The organism is Jeotgalibacillus sp. JSM ZJ347 (assembly GCF_044383825.1).
Lineage (GTDB): Bacteria > Bacillota > Bacilli > Bacillales > Jeotgalibacillaceae > Jeotgalibacillus.
In genome coordinates this window covers 27,537-45,196 of the sequence record NZ_JBISEN010000004.1, presented here as the reverse complement: position 1 = coordinate 45,196, position 17,660 = coordinate 27,537, and the positions used below count along the sequence as shown (strand labels likewise).

Annotated in this window: 19 protein-coding genes; 7 read left to right on the top strand and 12 right to left on the bottom strand. The window is 43.1% G+C overall.

The features are described from left to right. Positions 1–41 precede the first annotated feature (41 nt). A complete protein-coding gene (locus ACH6CZ_RS12770; protein WP_374097855.1) occupies positions 42–1,064 on the bottom strand; it encodes a MoeB/ThiF family adenylyltransferase in 1,023 nt (340 codons plus the stop codon). 186 nt (positions 1,065–1,250) lie between these two features. On the opposite strand from ACH6CZ_RS12770, the gene ACH6CZ_RS12765 reads away from it, so the two are divergent. From ACH6CZ_RS12765 to chrA, 3 genes are all read left to right on the top strand, one after another. Further along, positions 1,251–1,562: a DUF3243 domain-containing protein gene (locus tag ACH6CZ_RS12765; RefSeq protein ID WP_374097854.1), complete on the top strand. Its 312-nt coding sequence runs from the start codon at positions 1,251–1,253 to the stop codon at positions 1,560–1,562. 222 nt (positions 1,563–1,784) lie between these two features. After that, positions 1,785–2,093, top strand: a complete 309-nt coding sequence (locus tag ACH6CZ_RS12760) for a PadR family transcriptional regulator (protein WP_374097853.1) — start codon at positions 1,785–1,787, stop codon at positions 2,091–2,093. 13 nt (positions 2,094–2,106) lie between these two features. Continuing rightward, positions 2,107–3,276, top strand: a complete 1,170-nt coding sequence (gene chrA / locus ACH6CZ_RS12755; protein WP_374097852.1) for a chromate efflux transporter — start codon at positions 2,107–2,109, stop codon at positions 3,274–3,276. 89 nt (positions 3,277–3,365) lie between these two features. Here the strand turns inward: chrA and ACH6CZ_RS12750 are convergent, their stop codons facing one another. Further along, positions 3,366–3,914, bottom strand: coding sequence for a YtxH domain-containing protein (locus ACH6CZ_RS12750; protein ID WP_374097851.1), 549 nt, complete (start codon positions 3,912–3,914; stop codon positions 3,366–3,368). 69 nt (positions 3,915–3,983) lie between these two features. Further along, positions 3,984–4,703, bottom strand: coding sequence for a GNAT family N-acetyltransferase (locus ACH6CZ_RS12745; RefSeq protein ID WP_374097850.1), 720 nt, complete (start codon positions 4,701–4,703; stop codon positions 3,984–3,986). Between the two features lie 82 nt (positions 4,704–4,785). Between ACH6CZ_RS12745 and ACH6CZ_RS12740 the strand changes: the two genes are divergently transcribed. Together ACH6CZ_RS12740 and ACH6CZ_RS12735 are read left to right on the top strand one after the other, a co-directional pair. Continuing rightward, positions 4,786–5,283: a metallophosphoesterase family protein gene (locus ACH6CZ_RS12740; RefSeq protein ID WP_374097849.1), complete on the top strand. Its 498-nt coding sequence runs from the start codon at positions 4,786–4,788 to the stop codon at positions 5,281–5,283. A gap of 11 nt (positions 5,284–5,294) precedes the next feature. Further along, positions 5,295–6,251 carry a D-2-hydroxyacid dehydrogenase gene (locus ACH6CZ_RS12735; protein ID WP_374097848.1) on the top strand — a complete coding sequence of 319 codons (957 nt, stop codon included), beginning with the start codon at positions 5,295–5,297 and terminating at the stop codon, positions 6,249–6,251. Between the two features lie 200 nt (positions 6,252–6,451). On the opposite strand, the gene ACH6CZ_RS12730 is transcribed toward ACH6CZ_RS12735, so the two are convergent. Together ACH6CZ_RS12730 and ACH6CZ_RS12725 are read right to left on the bottom strand one after the other, a co-directional pair. Beyond that, positions 6,452–6,748: a rhodanese-like domain-containing protein gene (locus ACH6CZ_RS12730; protein WP_374097847.1), complete on the bottom strand. Its 297-nt coding sequence runs from the start codon at positions 6,746–6,748 to the stop codon at positions 6,452–6,454. Between the two features lies 1 nt (position 6,749). Beyond that, the gene (locus tag ACH6CZ_RS12725; RefSeq protein WP_374097846.1) at positions 6,750–7,121 is read right to left on the bottom strand and encodes a sulfurtransferase; all 372 of its coding nucleotides are present in this window, start codon (positions 7,119–7,121) and stop codon (positions 6,750–6,752) included. 130 nt (positions 7,122–7,251) lie between these two features. Here ACH6CZ_RS12725 and ACH6CZ_RS12720 point away from each other — a divergent pair, with 130 nt between their 5' ends. Further along, positions 7,252–7,626: a hypothetical protein gene (locus tag ACH6CZ_RS12720; protein ID WP_374097845.1), complete on the top strand. Its 375-nt coding sequence runs from the start codon at positions 7,252–7,254 to the stop codon at positions 7,624–7,626. A gap of 131 nt (positions 7,627–7,757) precedes the next feature. Further along, positions 7,758–8,627 carry an EamA family transporter gene (locus ACH6CZ_RS12715; RefSeq protein ID WP_374097844.1) on the top strand — a complete coding sequence of 290 codons (870 nt, stop codon included), beginning with the start codon at positions 7,758–7,760 and terminating at the stop codon, positions 8,625–8,627. Between the two features lie 20 nt (positions 8,628–8,647). Here ACH6CZ_RS12715 and ACH6CZ_RS12710 read toward each other — a convergent pair whose 3' ends face one another. From ACH6CZ_RS12710 to ACH6CZ_RS12680, 7 genes are all read right to left on the bottom strand, one after another. Beyond that, positions 8,648–9,601: a Gfo/Idh/MocA family protein gene (locus tag ACH6CZ_RS12710; protein ID WP_374097843.1), complete on the bottom strand. Its 954-nt coding sequence runs from the start codon at positions 9,599–9,601 to the stop codon at positions 8,648–8,650. Further along, positions 9,594–10,391, bottom strand: a complete 798-nt coding sequence (locus ACH6CZ_RS12705) for a GNAT family N-acetyltransferase (RefSeq protein ID WP_374097842.1) — start codon at positions 10,389–10,391, stop codon at positions 9,594–9,596. Before ACH6CZ_RS12705 ends, ACH6CZ_RS12710 begins: the two co-directional genes overlap by 8 nt. 40 nt (positions 10,392–10,431) lie before the next feature. Next, positions 10,432–11,394: an acetamidase/formamidase family protein gene (locus ACH6CZ_RS12700; RefSeq protein WP_374097841.1), complete on the bottom strand. Its 963-nt coding sequence runs from the start codon at positions 11,392–11,394 to the stop codon at positions 10,432–10,434. A gap of 134 nt (positions 11,395–11,528) precedes the next feature. After that, entirely contained in the window at positions 11,529–14,300 is a 2,772-nt protein-coding gene (locus tag ACH6CZ_RS12695) for an ATP-binding protein (protein WP_374097840.1), read from the bottom strand. After that, positions 14,293–14,661 carry a response regulator transcription factor gene (locus tag ACH6CZ_RS12690; RefSeq protein ID WP_374097839.1) on the bottom strand — a complete coding sequence of 123 codons (369 nt, stop codon included), beginning with the start codon at positions 14,659–14,661 and terminating at the stop codon, positions 14,293–14,295. The genes ACH6CZ_RS12695 and ACH6CZ_RS12690 overlap by 8 nt, the downstream gene beginning before the upstream one ends. Next, the gene (locus tag ACH6CZ_RS12685) at positions 14,658–16,508 is read right to left on the bottom strand and encodes an adenylate/guanylate cyclase domain-containing protein (RefSeq protein ID WP_374097838.1); all 1,851 of its coding nucleotides are present in this window, start codon (positions 16,506–16,508) and stop codon (positions 14,658–14,660) included. Before ACH6CZ_RS12685 ends, ACH6CZ_RS12690 begins: the two co-directional genes overlap by 4 nt. 12 nt (positions 16,509–16,520) lie before the next feature. Beyond that, positions 16,521–17,651: an HD domain-containing phosphohydrolase gene (locus tag ACH6CZ_RS12680; RefSeq protein ID WP_374097837.1), complete on the bottom strand. Its 1,131-nt coding sequence runs from the start codon at positions 17,649–17,651 to the stop codon at positions 16,521–16,523. Between the last annotated feature and the right edge of the window lie 9 nt (positions 17,652–17,660).

The following is a 17,660-nucleotide window of genomic DNA, read 5'->3' as shown; positions in this document are numbered from 1 at the left end:
GCGGGTCCCCTTCTGAAGCTGAATGTGGGAGCCCGCTTTTATCAATTAAATACTTTATGGTACACCTTTTTTGCTTCTTTTTTATCACTGGTTCCGTGAATCAGTACACGGCCATCTTTGAAGATCACCATTCTGTATGGATCAAATGTGATACTGATGAGAAACTGGTTGTACTGAACAGGAAGTCCCTGTGTTGAGAAGATTGTATGTAAATCACCGAGGTCCACGCTTTTTTTCTCAGCAGGCCGGATTTGTACGGTATCCCGCCCGCATAAAACAGCTGTTTTCATTGCTGTTTCCATTGATAAATATGGATAAGTCGGCTCCTCCCCACATGAAGGACACTCTGCTTTCTTCAGCCTCGACACGCCAATCGACTGGTAATCGTTCTGCCAGACATCAAATGTCACCAGTTTTCCGCTTAGCGCATCGCTGTTTCCTGTCAGTATTTTCAGTGCATCTGCTGTCTGATGAGCCGTCACCATCATAACTGCCGGACTGATAATACCTGCAGTATCACACGTTTGACCTGTCGGCGGCGTTGTTTCCCAAAGACAGTTAAAGCATGGTGTGACACCCGGCACAACCGTAAAGCTCATACCAGTACCGCCGACACACGCTCCGTAAATCCACGGCAGCTCTAATTTCTGCGCTACATCATTGATAACAAACCTTGTCTCAAAATTATCAGTCGCATCGATAATTAAATCGCTTTTCTCCGCATGCTTCAGCAAATCTTTATACGTGATATCCGCTACAACTGCCTGAATCTCCACGTAACTGTTAACCTGCTCAAGTCTATATTTGGCCGCGATCGCCTTAGGCATTTTTTTACGTGCATCTTCTTCACTATATAAAGACTGACGCTGCAGATTACTCCATTCAACGTAGTCCCGGTCAATAATCGTCACTTTTCCTATTCCGGCCCTTACCAGCGCTTCAGAGGCCCCTGTTCCGAGCGCACCAGCGCCGATGATGAGTACGTGCTTCCCGCTTAGCGCTTCCTGCCCCGTAGACCCGATCGGCTTAAAAAGCTCCTGTCGTGAGTATCGGTCCTGCTGCAACTGATCCGCCCCCTTTTAAAATAGTTTTTTATAAAGATAGCAGTTATTGCATGTCCCGACAAGGTTACAGCTTAAACATTCATACAATTCTTATTTTTTGACCGGTTGTGATGATGTTTAAAATAATGTCACCCGGGAAAGTATCCAATATAGCAAAACAAGAAAAATATTACTGGAGGTTTGATCATGGATATCCAAAACAAAGTAGAAAAAGAAGCACGTCAGACAGAGCCGGAAAAGAAAGAAGAAATCTTACAGAGCTTTGATCGCTTTAAAGATTACTTAGGCGATCAGGTATCTAAAGGTGAAAAACTCGGACTTGGTGAAGAGGCACTTGCAAAAGGCGCTGAAAGAGTCGGAGATTACCTGGCTAAAAATGAAGAACCCCGTAACCGTGAAGAAAAGCTTCTTCAGGAACTATGGAAGCTTGGCGATAAAGATCAGCGTCACCAGCTCGCACACATGCTTGTAAGACTTGCACAATCAACAAACTCATAAATGATACGCCTCCGCAATCAATGCGGGGGCTTTTTATTTGCCAATATATGCGCGGCTGGCAGATGCCATTCAATACCTCCTCCTTACCTCATCAATATGACCATGTAAATTTAATGTTAAGATCCATATCCTTCCCTTCACAACAGCTTAAAGCCCTGATAAAATTCTAATATCGATTTCCGATATCGAATAACGATTTCATTAAAGAAAGGAGATATGTGTATGGATGATAAAATACTGCGAAAACTGTTCCTTGGATTTATCCAGATCCATATTCTTCACCACGCTTCAGAGCACCCGGTCTACGGCGCCTGGATGACAGAGGAATTACGTGAACACGGCTACGAAATCAGTGCAGGCACACTCTATCCTATTCTTCATTCAATGGAGGCAGACGGACTTTTGTTAAAAGAAGACCGAAAAGTAGAGGGTCATATCAGAAAATACTATACGGCCACTGCACGCGGTGAAGAAGTGCTAAAGGAAGCCCGCAGCAAAGCATACGAACTCTTTAGGGAAATCAAGGACTAGAAGGGAGATTCATATGAAAAGACAAGGCTCACTACTTGAAATTTTACTTGTATCGCTCCGTCTCGGATTAACCTCATTTGGCGGACCGATCGCCCACCTCGGTTACTTCAGAGATGAATATATTGAGAGAAGAAAATGGGTGACTGACAAAACCTACGCTGATCTGGTCGCACTCAGTCAGTTCCTGCCGGGACCTGCAAGTTCTCAGGTAGGAATCGGAATCGGCGTTATGCGCGGCGGCATACTCGGTGGAATTGTATCCTTTATCGGCTTCACCATGCCTTCTGTCATTGCGCTAATCATCTTTGCAATGATCGTCTCAAGCTTTGACGTTTCAAATGCAGGCTGGCTTCAGGGACTAAAAATTGTAGCTGTCGCAGTCGTTGCCCATGCCATCATGGGAATGGCAAAGAATCTTACGCCTGATCTAAAGCGAAAAGCAATGGCCCTGCTGGCACTGTCTGTCACGCTGCTGTGGCAAACAACAATCAGTCAGGTTGTTGCCATTGTCATTGCCGGTATCGCAGGATTCTTTCTTTTTAAAGGTGATACATCTGACGAGAATCCTGAATTTAAATTTCCGGTTTCAAAAATGACAGGCGCAGCACTATTGACGTTGTTCTTTGCACTGCTTGCCATTTTACCAATTGCTCGGGAAATAACGACAGCAAACTGGATTGCAATGTTCGACAGTTTTTACCGTTCAGGTTCACTTGTATTCGGAGGCGGACACGTCGTTCTTCCACTATTGGAACGTGAATTTGTTCCAACAGGCTGGCTGACTGAAGAAGAATTTCTTGCAGGCTATGGTGCTGCACAGGCAGTCCCAGGACCACTATTCACATTTGCAGCCTATATCGGCGCAGTAATTGGCGGCTGGCAGGGCGGACTGCTTGCTACTGCAGCGATCTTCCTGCCTGCATTTCTATTAATTCTAGGTGCACTGCCATTCTGGAATTCACTTAGAACAAACCCAAAAATGAAAGCAGCCTTCATGGGCGTCAACGCAGCAGTAGTCGGCATTCTGATCTCAGCCTTCTACTTCCCGATCTGGACAAGCTCAATCATAGAACCGATCCACTTTGTATTAGCTGCTTTTCTATTCAGCATGCTCGTATTCTGGAAACTGCCACCATGGCTTGTCGTGTTGACTGGTGCAGTTGCAGGGTTGTTATTTTTATAAGTGAAGGTTTCAAGCGGCATACTGAACCCCGACCCAGCGAGTCTCCTAAAAAAAGGAATCGCCCCAGGCGATTCCTTTTTTCTCATCAATTATTTATCACGGCCAACATCGCCTGGAATGTCTCCCTGCGGTGTTGCATCTACTGTGTTTTGGCTTTTTTTGTTCAGTTGAACAACTGAGTCATTGGAAGAGTTTGTTGATCCTGCTGAAGAAGAAACGCCTTCTTTCACTTCAGATCCTGCATCTGCAACCTGACTGCCGATACCTTTTGCGTCTTCAGTTGCTTCTTTTGCTGTATCAGCAATTTCAGAAGCGCTTTCGCGGATTGCTTCAACCTGTGGAACGACGTCTTCGTTTACTTTTTCATAAAGTGATTGTGCTTCGTTCATCGCATTTTTCAACGTTGAGACAGCTGACTGGAAACGTCCTGAAAGGTCATTTTTAAATTCACCTGGATTTTCTTTTACGTTACGTACAAATCCGCTTGTAGAAGATCCAACGTTTCTACTTCCAGTTTTCACCTGTTCTCTTGTGTTGCTGTCAAGAAGTGCAATCGCAGCTCCAACTGCCGCTCCAACAAGTACACCCGTTAATAGTTTGCTGCTGCCATCACTTTTAGTGTTATAGTTTTGCGCCATGGTAAATAGCCTCCTGTTGTATGTTTGTATTTATATAGGATTCTACCCTTCTCTTTTTCATTTAAACATTCAGACTGATTCTTTTAACCGTGCCATGGCAAGCCATGTGCCGAGGGCTGTGTTACTGATCCCAACACCAACGTACCCTGAAGCCATGAAGTCTCTCTGACGGCCTGTTTTATCAGTTCTGACAAAAATATAAGAATCTTTATCGACAAAAAGCTTTTGTTTGAGCGGTTTATAAAAAATATAACGCGGCATGCTGCCATACTTGTCTTTTACGTCGACTACAATCATTTCCTGCTTGAACTTATCGCGCATACTCGGCAGATTTGCAGGTGATACGGTACAGCAAACATGTTCAAAGTACGGGTTGGTAAATTTCAATTCCTGCATGATCACTTTCGCCATGGTCTGCTGAAGACCATTCCCGCGATAGTCCGGATCTACCAGTGAAATTTCCTGATGCACGACTCTCATCTGCTCTTCATAAGACAGGCCGAGGTCTCTGCCCAGATTGTCCTCATGCTCGCCTGGAAATAATAGTGCACGCACTGCAATCAGCTGTTCTTCTGCATATACGCCAAGAAGGATGCCTCCCTCTCCCTGTACATATTGAATTTCTTCATCTGTCAGTGGCTGAAGTGTTGTCTGATCTTCAAGCGCTGATACAATGCTATATTGAAAAGATTTAAATTCATCAAATTGATTTTCTGTCATTTGCCGGATTACATATTGTATTTTTTCACTGTCTGACTTTCTGACAGCTTCTCCCTGATATAACTCCATAAGTTGATCTCCTTTACGTTCCATCTGAATTGATTGATAATTAATGTTAGTTTAACACGTAAAAATCAAAGGTGTGAAAGATTTGAAAATCATTGTATTGTCAGATACACATATGCCAAGAATGGCTAAGGCACTTCCACCCCGACTGATAGAGGAATTAACGGATGCAGAACTGATTCTTCATGCGGGTGACTTTAACACAGTGAAGGTCATTCATGCACTTGAAGAGTTTGCGCCGGTAATCGGTGTTTACGGGAACGCAGATGATCAGAACATCACGAGCCGCCTGCCTGAAAAGCAGATTGTTGAAGCAGGTCCATTTAGGATTGGGCTTGTTCATGGTCACGGGAAAGGGAAAACAACTGAAAAAAGAGTGCTGGAAACTTTTTCAGGCGAGCAGATTGACATGCTGATCTATGGTCACTCCCACATCCCTTCATTTAAAATGATCGATGGTCTTCAGGTGCTGAACCCGGGCTCCGCGACTGATAAAAGAAGGCAGAAACAATTTTCTTTTGTCAAATTGACGGTTGAAGATACGTTAAATGTGGAATTTGTCTATTATGATAGAAAATTATAGGAGGAATGAATATGCCAAAAAAAATAATTCTTGCACATGACCTTGAAGAAGAACTGGTGAGCGCAGTGAAGAAAGTCGCCCCTGATTGGACAATTGTGACAGGAAAAGATGAAGAACAGTGGGGTCCTCACTTGAAGGATGCAGACATAGTAGCAGGCTGGAAAAAAGCAATGACACCTTACCTTGACCAGGCTGAAAACCTTGAATGGGTACAGTCATGGAGTGCAGGAATCGACAGTCATCCTTTAGAGGAATTTGAAAAACACAATATGAAACTGACAAGTGCCAATGGTGTCCATGCATTTCCGATCGCTGAAACCATTTTTTCGATGATGCTCGGCTGGACAAGACACATTCATACATATACCCGCCAGCAGCAGGAGAAAAAGTGGCACCATGCAGGGTTAAAGCTTGAATTGCATGGAAAAAAACTTGCCCTTTTAGGTGCGGGGGCAATTGGTAAAGAAACCGCTAAAATTGCAAAAGCATTCGGTATGGAAGTTGCAGGCTTCCGAAGAAGTGGTGGAAAGGAAGAGCATTTTGACGACATGTATAAGTTGGATCAGCTGCATGAGATTCTGCCTGATTGCGATTACATTGTCATTACGCTGCCGCTGACTAAGGAAACACACGGGCTCTTTACTGCAGAAACATTTAACAAAATGAAGCAGGGAAGCTTTCTTGTGAATATTGGCCGCGGGGAAATTATTGATGAGGAAGCCATGATCCAGGCACTAAAAGACGGCAAAATTGCCGGAGCCGGTCTTGACGTATTTGCAACTGAACCACTGCCTGAAGACAGCCCGCTTTGGGAAATGGAGAATGTCATCATCACACCGCACACTGCAGGATCAACGGAATATTATAATGACCGCGTGATTAAAGATATCCTAGTTCCTAACCTGAAGTCTTATGTAGATGATGAACAGTTGAGTGTGAATGTAGTGGACTATCAGAAGGGATACTAATCTCATGAGCCTATCCTCATCAGAAATGAGGGATTGCTACAGGTTTAGCGTTGATTGCTACAAGTCCAGAGGAGATTACTACAACTTCCCGGGTGTATCACTACAACTCTCAGGACGATCGCGACAAGTTCTGACAACAATGCAACAACCTACAATATGATCTAAGAGCCTGGGACTTGTCTCAGGCTCTTACTAAAATGTTATTCAGTCTTCCCCTGCCAGTTCATCATGCCGCCTGACATATTCGTTACGTTATACCCCTGCCCTTCAAGGTACTGTGTGCCCATTGTGCTGCGGCCGCCTGATGCACAGACAACGATATAATCCTTGGATTTATCAAGCTCCTGTTTACGGAATTCAAGAAGACCAAGCGGAATATTAACCGCGCCAGGAATCTTGCCGCCCTGTACTTCTTCAGCTTCTCTTACATCAAGGATATTCAGTTCTTCATTTGCATTCAACTTCTGTTCTACTTCTGTTGGCATAATTGATTTCATGTTAAAAACCTCCACATTTTTTTAATTTGAACATTCTAGCCTGAGACTGTTTCAATAAAGTCATTTTGTCTACCTTGTAGCCTTTACTTTTCAAAAACCGGATGCCAAGCTTCAGGTCTACGTGATCTGATGCAATGACATGAATATTTTCTTTTGGCAGTTCTTTATAAAATCGTTTCAGATAGGCATATGGAATATGCTGAAACGGTGAATATCTGTTTACGGTTGAGTCATTATATGGTCTTAAGTCAACAACCATCTTTGACTGATTCATCTGATCTTCAGGTACACACTCTACACCGTTTACAGGTGCATAGCGCTTATACATAGAAATGAATGCAATGACGATTGCTGCAACGAGTAAAAACTCCACTTCAACACCACCTCTTTATGATTACATTGATTATATTATACCCCTAGGGGCATATAGTCAAGAGAAAAGTTTTTGCTTATTTGCCCTTTTTTCTTCTATACTTAAAGCAGAAAGTTCAGGAGGATGAACAATGAAATTATGGATAAACCGAATTAGCTCACTTCTCGCACTTGCTTCGCTTTCAATGGTTTTTGTGCGATTTTTCTTTCCGGATGTGACACCATTTCTGACAACGGGACTACTTTTTATTTCGTTCTTCATTTTTTTAGCCGTGTCTATTGTAACCTTTGATCCGAAAGCTTCAAAGCGCGACGAACTGGTCGGTCTGCCGGTGACGATTTACTTTTCAGTACTGGTCGTATTTCTGCAGCTGATCGGCGGAGAAACTGATACCCCGCTCAGCATTCATCAGCCTTTTTTATGGATCGCGATTGCACTCGGAATCTGGCTTGATATTAAACGAACGAGAAAGAACAAGAAAGACAGAGAAAAAAGCGCCGCGTAGGCGCTTTTTTCATTCTGCATATGTGACATATATTAGATGATCTGTCCATTGACCATTTTTATTTAATCTCCTTTTACAGAAATAATCATTACCTATTATACTGAAAAGAAAAGGAAAACCAGGTGAGTTTAATGAAATCTGCTTCTATTCTTTTCGTTTTATGTGCGGCTGTCCTTTGGGGAACGACCGGGACCGCACAATCTTTTGCGCCTGATGATACCCATCCGGTCGCATTTGGCGCTTTCAGGTTATGTATTGGCGGCGGCGCGCTGCTATTATTTTCAATTCTGCAGAAGAATTTTTCTTTTTCAGGCTGGCCGCGGCAATCGCTACTTGCTGCTGCATTATGTATGGCGTTTTATCAGCCTTTCTTCTTTTCAGCGGTGCTGATAACAGGGGTTGCGGTCGGAACCGTAACTGCAATCGGCTCTGCTCCGGTGATTGCGGGACTGCTTGAATTTCTTTTATATAAAAGAATACCTTCCCGCACATGGTGGCTCGCGACCTTTACTGCGATCACCGGCTGTGTATTCTTATTTGCAAATCCGGAGGCGATTACAGTTGATCCGGTCGGAATGCTGCTTGCACTCGGAGCCGGAACAGCTTTTGCGACCTATACAATTGTCAGCAAAGAGTTATTGACTATACACTCTCCAGACACTGTCACAGCAGTTGTCTTCACATTCGCTGCAATGATACTCGCCCCTGTCCTTCTGTTCTTTGACCTTAGCTGGATTGCAACACCTGAAGGCATCGGTTCAGGGCTTTATATCGGAGTAATCGCAACGGCAATCGCCTATCTTCTGTTTGCAAGGGGCCTGACTGATATCAAATCGTCTACTGCAGTGACGCTATCACTTGCAGAACCGATGACTGCAGCTTTATTAGGCGTCATGCTTGTCGGAGAAACACTGTCACTGCTCTCCTGGACAGGCATTTTATTGCTCATGATGTCGATCGTTATCCTGTCTTTCAAGCGAAAAACAGAAGCAGGGATTTGATCAGCCCTGCTTCTGTTTCATTATTGCTGATAGGCAAGCTCATTTACCTTTGTCAATCTGCGCATATCCTGTCTTGTAATAAAAGGAATTTGTCCCTTTTCAATCTGAGCTATCCATTGCTCCATCGCACTTGGAAGCCCCTCAGGCAATACTGCTTCTTTCCATTCACCATCAGTTGAAAGGTTTTTGTAACGTGCGTTCTTGTCTTCAACCAGATACACACCCTCAGACCCATGGATTTCAAGCTGGAAAAGACCACTTGTGACAAACCCTGTTTCAAGGATCGCCATCTGACCGCTCTCATATTTCACAAGCACCGCTGACTGATCGTCTACTTCATGTCCGTATACGTGCTGAAACATTGATTTGACTTCAACAGGCTCACCACACAGGCGGTTCGCAAGGTAAATCGGGTGGGCACCGAGATCAATCAGTGATCCACCTGCTGTACCAGCTTGTTTTAAAAAGTGAGGCGGCAGCCACCCTTGTCCTCCGCCTTTTGGAACGGCTCCATCATGCGCAACACGGCATCTGACAGACGAAATTTTTCCAAGCTGCCCTTCATCAGCAAGCTGCTGTCCAAAAAGGTAATAATCCGCTGACAGCCTTGGCAGTGAAAGCATGAGGTGGACGCCTGATTCATCTGCAGCGTTAAAGATCTCTTCACATTCCTGCTCGGTCAGTCCAAGTACCTTTTCAGAAAAAATATGTTTTCCGCTTGCGGCTGCTTTAACAATGATTTCCCTGTGCATCATGGTCGGCGTGTCAACAATGACACCATCAATTTCACTGTCAGACAATACATCATCCAGTTCTTTTATAAATGGGATACCCTGCTCTTTTGCCCAGGCTTCCCCTCTTTCAACATCCTCATCCCATATTGCAGCTACTTCAATATCCGGATTGCTCAAAGCTTCCTTTATGTAATCATCCGCATGAACGTGCCAGCGGCTTAACATCGCTACTTTAATCACGTGAAGTGTCCCCCTTAATAATTGAATAATTAAACTCTCTTAAAATAAATGTGATGCCTGTAAACAAAAGAATCGCACTGAGTATCAGTGGGAAAATACTCGTTTCCTGCATAGCGGTAAAAAACTTACCGGACCTTGTGTCCCAGGAATCCAGACTTGCTGCATAAATCGCTGATGCAATCCAGGACCCGATCAATAACAAAATGCCTGATAATAAAGTAACTCCACCAATGATAAGTTGATTTCTTCTTGACTGCTGATCAATGGTTGTTTTTGATTGGAAAGCTGATCCGGTACGCTGCAGATTTCTAATCCTCTGGTCAGCTTCAGTCAGGAATACCTGCATCGTAATCGATGTTCCTACGGTTCCGACTTTTTCAAACCCGAAATCTTTATAAAGCTTAATAGCCTGATGGTTATGAGGGTCTACACTCAGTGATAAGGACTCATACCCTTGAATCATTGCATGCGAAATCACTTCTTCAAGCAGCTTTCTGCCAACCCCAAGCCCTCTTTGTTCTGACTTCACAGCCATGCCAATTTCAGGTACATCAGGACCTACAAAACCGTAGCCCTGATTTTCATTCGTGAACTGACGGTACCAGACTGCGCCGATCAATTCCCCGTTCTCTTCAGCAACCAGCACCTCATCTCCTGCGCGGCCCCAACCTTCATGATATTTCTTCATTTCATCTGTTGATAACAGCGCATCCTGTGATGGTTTATTCTCAGTGATATGAATCGACTCATACAACATCTTCAGAAAAAACTCATGTTCATTCTGTTTCATTTGTCTGACCTGCAATGTCATTCCCCTTTCTTATCAAAGATCACTTCACCGCCTGGTCACTTACCTGGACTTCCAGCACCCCGTGCGGCAGCACTGCATGTACACCTTTCACCTGATTGACCACCTGGGTAATCCTTAGATCCACCACTGTACTGCCAAGCGCAATCGCTTCTTCCCTGCTTACCTGAAAGCGCTCCTGCATCAGATCAATCATTTCTTTCAGCGCCATGCCCGCTGCTTTATTTAAGTCCTCATCAAACCCAAATGTCAGCCAGCCTGATGGTGTGTCAGCGCGAGGACCGCTGATCGTCTGGTTTTCAAATAACGTGAATGTCAGGCTGACTTCATCCATCGGACATTCGATTGCCGTACCTGATATTTCTCCGTCACCCTGTGCTGCATGACCATCTCCAGTTGAAAAGAGTGCACCGTCTACTGCAACCGGCAGGTAAATCGTGCTTCCTGCAACCAGCTCTTTGCAGTCAATATTCCCGCCACAGTAACGTGGTGGGATCGTTGAATGAACCCCTTTTTCAGCAGGTGCAGTTGCCATTACACCCATGAAAGGAGACAGCGGTACCTGAAATTCTCTTGTGCCAATCTTCGTCTTACCTGCCATTGCTTCAGCATCCAGCTCCCAATTTAAAGTTGTTTTTTCTTCAGTCGAAATACCTGCCTGCTGATTTTGCCAGGAGTCAACCCCGCCTCCAACGTTCCAGCCATACCAGCCGGGAACAATTTTGTTTATTCTGACTGCAATCATCATACCGGGTTTCGCTCCATTGATGTAAATAGGTCCAATGAGCGGATGCCCCGGCTTCTTTTCTTTCGTATGAGACCGGAATGTCATTGAACTGCCATCTTTACTTTTAAGTCCCCACTCAAGCCCAATCGTATTCAGCGTAACACTGTCCCCGTTTTGAATTGTCAAAATTGGCTTGTGGTCAGGGCTGAACGACCCGTGGAGTACTTTATCTGATGCTTCTATATGATGTGTTGCCATGTAAGTCCCTCCAGCTATGTATTTCCTTCATTGTACGTGAAATCATATAGAAATGAAAAAGGTATACTGAATATTCTTTCTATATTAACTGAGAAATAAGCCGGCTCTCCTGAAAGCCGGCTTATTCCCTGGTATTAAACTTTCTTAAAAATTTCTGTAAGATTCTCCGGTGGATATGGTTTTGTCAGGTATTTTGCAACCTGATAGCGCTGAACTTTTTCCAGGTCTTCATCCAATGCAGATGAAACAACAATGACCAGGTTTTCTTTCCCCGGTTGTTTGCGGATTTGTTCAATTACATCCCAGCCGCTCAGGTTCTCTCCAAGCATAATATCTATCACTACACCTGTTAAATCCTGATTTGCCACTGCTTCAATTGCTCGTTCTGCCTGGAAATGATGCACAACCGAAAACCCATTGGATTTTAATTCGTCCGCAATTAAAAGCGCTAGACTCGGATCATCTTCAAGTACAAGGATCGTCTTTCCAGAGTCTATGGTATGACTTTGATTCTCGTTTATCAATGGTAATTCGACATGAAATTCCGAACCTTTATTTTCCTCACTTTTAACATAAATATCGCCCATATGCTTGTCCACAATCTCTTTACAAATTGCTAGCCCGAGACCGGTTCCGCCAATTTTTCGACTTTCACCATTATCAATCCGCTTAAATTTTTGGAACAGCTTAGCGACTTCTTCAGATGGTATACCAATCCCCTGGTCTTCTACAATAATTGACGCTTTGCCCTGATTATCAGAAAGCTTCACGGTAATATCCCCACCCTGAGGCGAGAACTTAATCGCATTATTTAATAGATTGGTTAAAACCTGCGTAAGTCTATCTCTATCACCTTTAATCAGACTATTTTCCATTTCATCTCTGACAATCAAAGCATGAGTTGATGGTAAACTTAACTTCTCAAGCACTTCCATCACCAATTCATTAAGCTTGATTTCATGCATATGGTATTCCTGTCGACCAGACTCCATCCGCTGAAGGTCTAAAAAGTCATTAATCAGATTAGTCAGCCTTTTAGCTTCTTTGTGAATTGTTGCAATGTATCTTTTTTGTTTTTCAGGCTTCATTTCTTTCGATAAAAGAAGCTCTGCAAATCCAAGGACACTTGAAAGCGGTGTTCTTAATTCATGACTGACAGTGCTGACAAGCTCTGATTTCATTTTGTCAATCTCATAATCTTTTGTAATGTCACGGTGGACAAAAACCGTTCCAGTCCATTTTCGCGCACGGAAAACAGACATCCCATAGACATCAAATACCTTCAAAGCATTATCTTCAGTTTTAAGTGTATACCTGATCGAACGAGTTCCTTCAAACGATGAGTTGATTGCATCTTCAAAGAATGCGTGCAATTGCTCTTCTTCATTGACCCGCGCAATCATTTTCATAAGCCATTCATCACATTCAACGTTCTCATCTTCGGATGGTTCGACTTCAAGTAATTTACACAGCGCCTCATTGTGCTGAATAAGACATCCCTTTGGATTTACTAACTGCAGTCCTTCTGTCATATTATCAAGCATATCCTGTGTCAGTTCTTTAGAATATTTAATCTCATCAAAAGCAAGAAGCCTTTCAAATGCAATTGACATACGCTGAACAAGTCCCTCGATCTCTTCACATTCATCTACTTCAAAAGGTCTGCCAAACCGATTTGCTCTGAATACGCCAATTAATTCTCCTGAAGCGCCTGTAATTTCTGCAGTTAGATCATATACATAGCTTTTTTTTGTATGAAGACCATCTTCCTCAGGTTTTGCCAGCCTCTTCCGCACTCTCAGTCCACCTTCACCATCATCAACAGGGGCGTTCAGAATTTGTTTTATTTTTTCTGCCGAAACATGAAGTGCTGAATAGGCAGAACGATCTGCCATGTACATGATCACCTGATCAAAGGCATATAGCCCGTTCATGTATTGCACCATATCATCCAAAAATTTATATCTGTTCGAAGTACTTGATAACACCTTATTCAAATCGTTGAACAGTTCAAGCCGCTCTTTTGTTTCCTGGGTCTCAATCAGGGTTGCAGCGAGCTGATCCTGCTGTTCATGCATCGCTTCCTGTTGCGCCACCAGTTCTTCATTTTGTGCCTGTAACTCTTCTTCGTTTCTCTGTAAATAAGTAGTCATGTTAATAAAACTTGCAGTTAAAGTTCCCAGTTCATCTGTCCGTGTTGAATTTTTAATATTTGGTGCTCTTCCGCTCTGAATTTCAACAGCCGCTTCATGAAGCTCTTCTATAGGTTTGAGAATAGAATCAATCAATCTCCATAAAAACAGCATTAAAATAGCAATTAAAAAAAACGTAACAATACCCGAGACAGTCAGTGCATCCGAAATTTCATCTATCGAGCTATTGAACGTTTCGTCCCTGAAGGTTTCAGATTCCAGCTCTATTCCCTTTGTAAAAGTTAAAAAATCATTTACAGTTGTATTAATTCCAGAGCTTGAATATTCCTGCAATGCCTCATAGTCACCTGACTCAGCAAAAGCAAGAGCTGTCGGCAGAATTTCACTTTCATACTGCTCCATAAAAGACAGAAGATCCTCTGCGAGCTGTCTTTCTTCATTTGAAAGGTCTAATGCTGTAAAGCGTTCAAATGATTCATTATAATTCTGCAAAGCTTCATCTAACCATTGATATTCTAATTCAGCCTGAAAGGCATATACGCCTCTTGCACGAAAGAATACATTATTTAAATCATCTGCGAGCTCAGAAGCTGCAACCTGTTTAACGAAGCTTTCACGCTGCTTTTCAATTAATTCTTGCTGCTGATTCTCATTAATAATAAATAATGCTAAATAAATCACAGCAATAACTCCAATAACCGCTCCTGCTAACAGTAAATACTTATTCCGCATCGTATTCATCATTTTACTCATGGGTAATCATCATGTTTTCTACAAATTCATAAAGCTCCATTGGACTGAAGGGCTTCGCCATAAAGTGGTCAGCTCCGGCAGCTTTTAATGCTTCCTGATCTTCCTTTTGCGTCTTTGCTGTCAGCATGAGTATCTGCAAGTCATCTTTAATTTCCTGGGTTAACTTTTCAAGCACATCACGTCCTGACAGACCAGGCATCATGTAATCTAAGATTACAAAATCAAACTCGCCGCTGCTCAGTTTTTCGTAGGCTTCATTTCCATCTACTGCAGTTTCAATTTCAATCTCAAGATCTTCGAGTGTATCTTCAATCAACATTCTCAAAATGTCTTCGTCATCTGCTATTAGTAATTTATTCAACTGATTGCCCCCTCTTCCTGAATCGTTTGTTTACTGATACTGCTGAGACGCACAAGATCGTGCCGGCTGACTGTTCCTGCCAGCTCTGCAGTCTCCTGATGAACCTCATAGTGATAATTCCCTTCCACTTTCTCTTTGATTCTTTCAAATTCATCACGTTGCATCACAATATCATTACCAGTACTTTTCTGTTGTATTCTGGCGGCCAGATTAACCGTCTTCCCGAAATAATCGAGCAGATCATTCGCATTTACTGCAATAACCGGGCCTGAATTCAGTCCAAGCTTAACTGAAAGCTGCATCTGCTGTTCCCGGTTGAACTGATCAATCTCCTCCTGTATATCAAGTGCCGCAGACAAAGCATCTTCATCCCGGTAAAATACAGCCATTACTGCATCACCGATTGTTTTAACAATGGTTCCATGATGTTTTTGTACCTTTGACTTTAAGTACCTGAAATGTTCACTCACCTGATGAAATGCAGTTGCATCTCCCTGCTTTTCATATAATGCAGTCGAAGCTTTTAAGTCACTAAAGAGAATTGTCATTGATTGCACACCAATCTGCTGATCAGGTGAAAGGACCTCTGAGGAAAACAGGTCTCTGTACAACTGCAACGATGTGATTTCAGCTGCTGTAACAGCCTGGTCATTCCAATCTGTTGTTTCATAAACGACGATCATTTCCTCCTCAGATTCATTCACGATCGTCAGCACTCCTCCGGATGAACTGAGTGCTGCTGTTTGACTGCTCCAGCTTTTACCGTCAAAACAATACGTCTGACTGACAGCAGCCGGATCCTGCAACATGGTTGTATTATGCCTTAATACTCTGATCCGGGTTTTTGCTTGAGCAGGAGGGTATTGCAGATCAACTTCTTCCCCGGGTGAAATTCTTCTTTGTGCCAGCACATGTGATGACTTAGCAGGTCCCGTCAGACAATAAGTCTGGTCAGCCGCAATACGAACCGACGGGTGTACGGAGAATTGCATTTCAATATATTGATCAAAGCTCATTTCATAATTCACGCCACACAATTCACAGTGCACCTGATCTTTTATCTCTTTCATTGATAATGCAGTCGTTTTAGAGACGCGGCAGTTCGGACACATGAGGTGCCATTCCTGTATTAGTAACCCCTCTTTTACAGCGTGAAGAAAAAGGGAGAGTATTTCCTTTCGCGAAAACTGCCATTGATCTGCTAATACGTAAGGCTTCATATGAAGGACTTCATCATCCCCGGCTGTTTGAAGATGATGGCGCAACCTTTTTACATGCTCAGCATCTGGGTGCAGTGATGAGAGTTTGTCAGATCGATTATTCAGACGGTTTATATCAATTACGGGCACTTTTTTCACGGGCAAAGCCTCATAGTCTACATGCTGATTGGCCTCGATATATTTATCAATGTATTTCATAATCTCTTTAATTGATTTTAATCCTACCAGAGGAATTGCTGCCTGACCAATTACATTAGCCGGTGTGAACCTGGCTGTACCGGTTATCTCTGTACCGTAAGTACCATCAGCAAGCTGCAGCTCTGAATCTTTCATCGCTACTTCCCACAATAAAAGTTTAATTGGCCCGCTTTCATAACGACGTTCAACAGAATAGACTTCCTCTTTTACCCATTCAAATGGATATTCACGCCATTTTAACGGAACAAACCCGAGCGCTTTCGCGTTTGCGTATCTAAACAGCTGTCGTTCTTGTAAAGCAGGCTCTGAAAAATCTACTGGAAATAACCCCGAAACACGGTTCAGGTGTTCAGTATCAGCTAAGAGTTCCCATGCTTTTTGCCGTGGAATCGGGTACTCTCTTTTAAAGATGTACCGTTTTTCTTTCATCGAATGCCCTCCTCAGTTTTTGTCAGCATACTGACCTTTTATGGCTTGAATTTCATCCAGATGATTAAAAAACACATCTACAAGCACAGGGTCAAAATGCTTTCCTCTTTCGCTTTGAATGAGTTGGAGAATCTTTTCAAGTGGCCATGCCTCTTTATAAGGTCTTTTAGAACAAAGTGCATCAAACACATCTGCAATTGCAACAATTCTTCCATAGAGATGAATATCATCCCCACTGCGGCCTGCGGGATATCCTGACCCGTCCCACTTCTCATGATGGTCCCTTGCAATCAGGGCGGCAGCCTGAAGAATTCTTCTTTTTGATTTTTTAAAGATACTATATCCAATTTCAGCATGGGTTTTCATCGTGTCAAATTCTATATCGGTTAATTTCCCCGGCTTATTCAGTATTGCATCCGGCACTGCAACTTTTCCTATATCATGCATCGGACTGGCAAGCTCAATCAGCCGGGCTTCCTCTTCTGAAAGGCCGCTGCCTTTTGCGATCAGATAAGAATAAGCAGCTACTCTTTTCACGTGCTGACCAGTTTCTCGAGACCGGCTTTCTCCGATATTACCCATTGTCATGATGATTTCTTTTTGTGATTCAATCAGTTCAGAATAAAGAATGGCTTTCTCCATGGATTGTCCTGTATAAGTGGCGGCGAGGGATAAATAAGTGATATCTTTTTCAGTAAAATGTGAAGGATTAGCCTGTTTATTGACTGCCTGGTAAACACCTACAATCTCCTGTTCAGCATTGCGAATTGGAATACATAAAATTGAGTAGGTACGATACCCGGTTTTTTGATCAACTGCAGGATTAAACCGGCTGTCTTTATAAGCATCATCAATTGAAATTGCTTCCCCTGAACGGTACGCAGCTCCCACTAGGCCGGAATCTATCGGAATCGCAATTCTATTCATGCCATGTGCAATTTTAGTCCAGAGTGTTTGCTCTGCAGGATCAGCAATCCAAAGTGTACAGCGATCCGCAAGCGTTAAACTTCTTCCCATCTCAGCCATTAATAAATGAAGCTGATCAAGGTCATTCTCATGCGCAAGCTTAGAAGCAAATTCAAAAATAATTTTCAGCAGTTCTTCTGCAGGGATATCAACTGATGACCCAGAATTTTTTTTCATACCTCTATC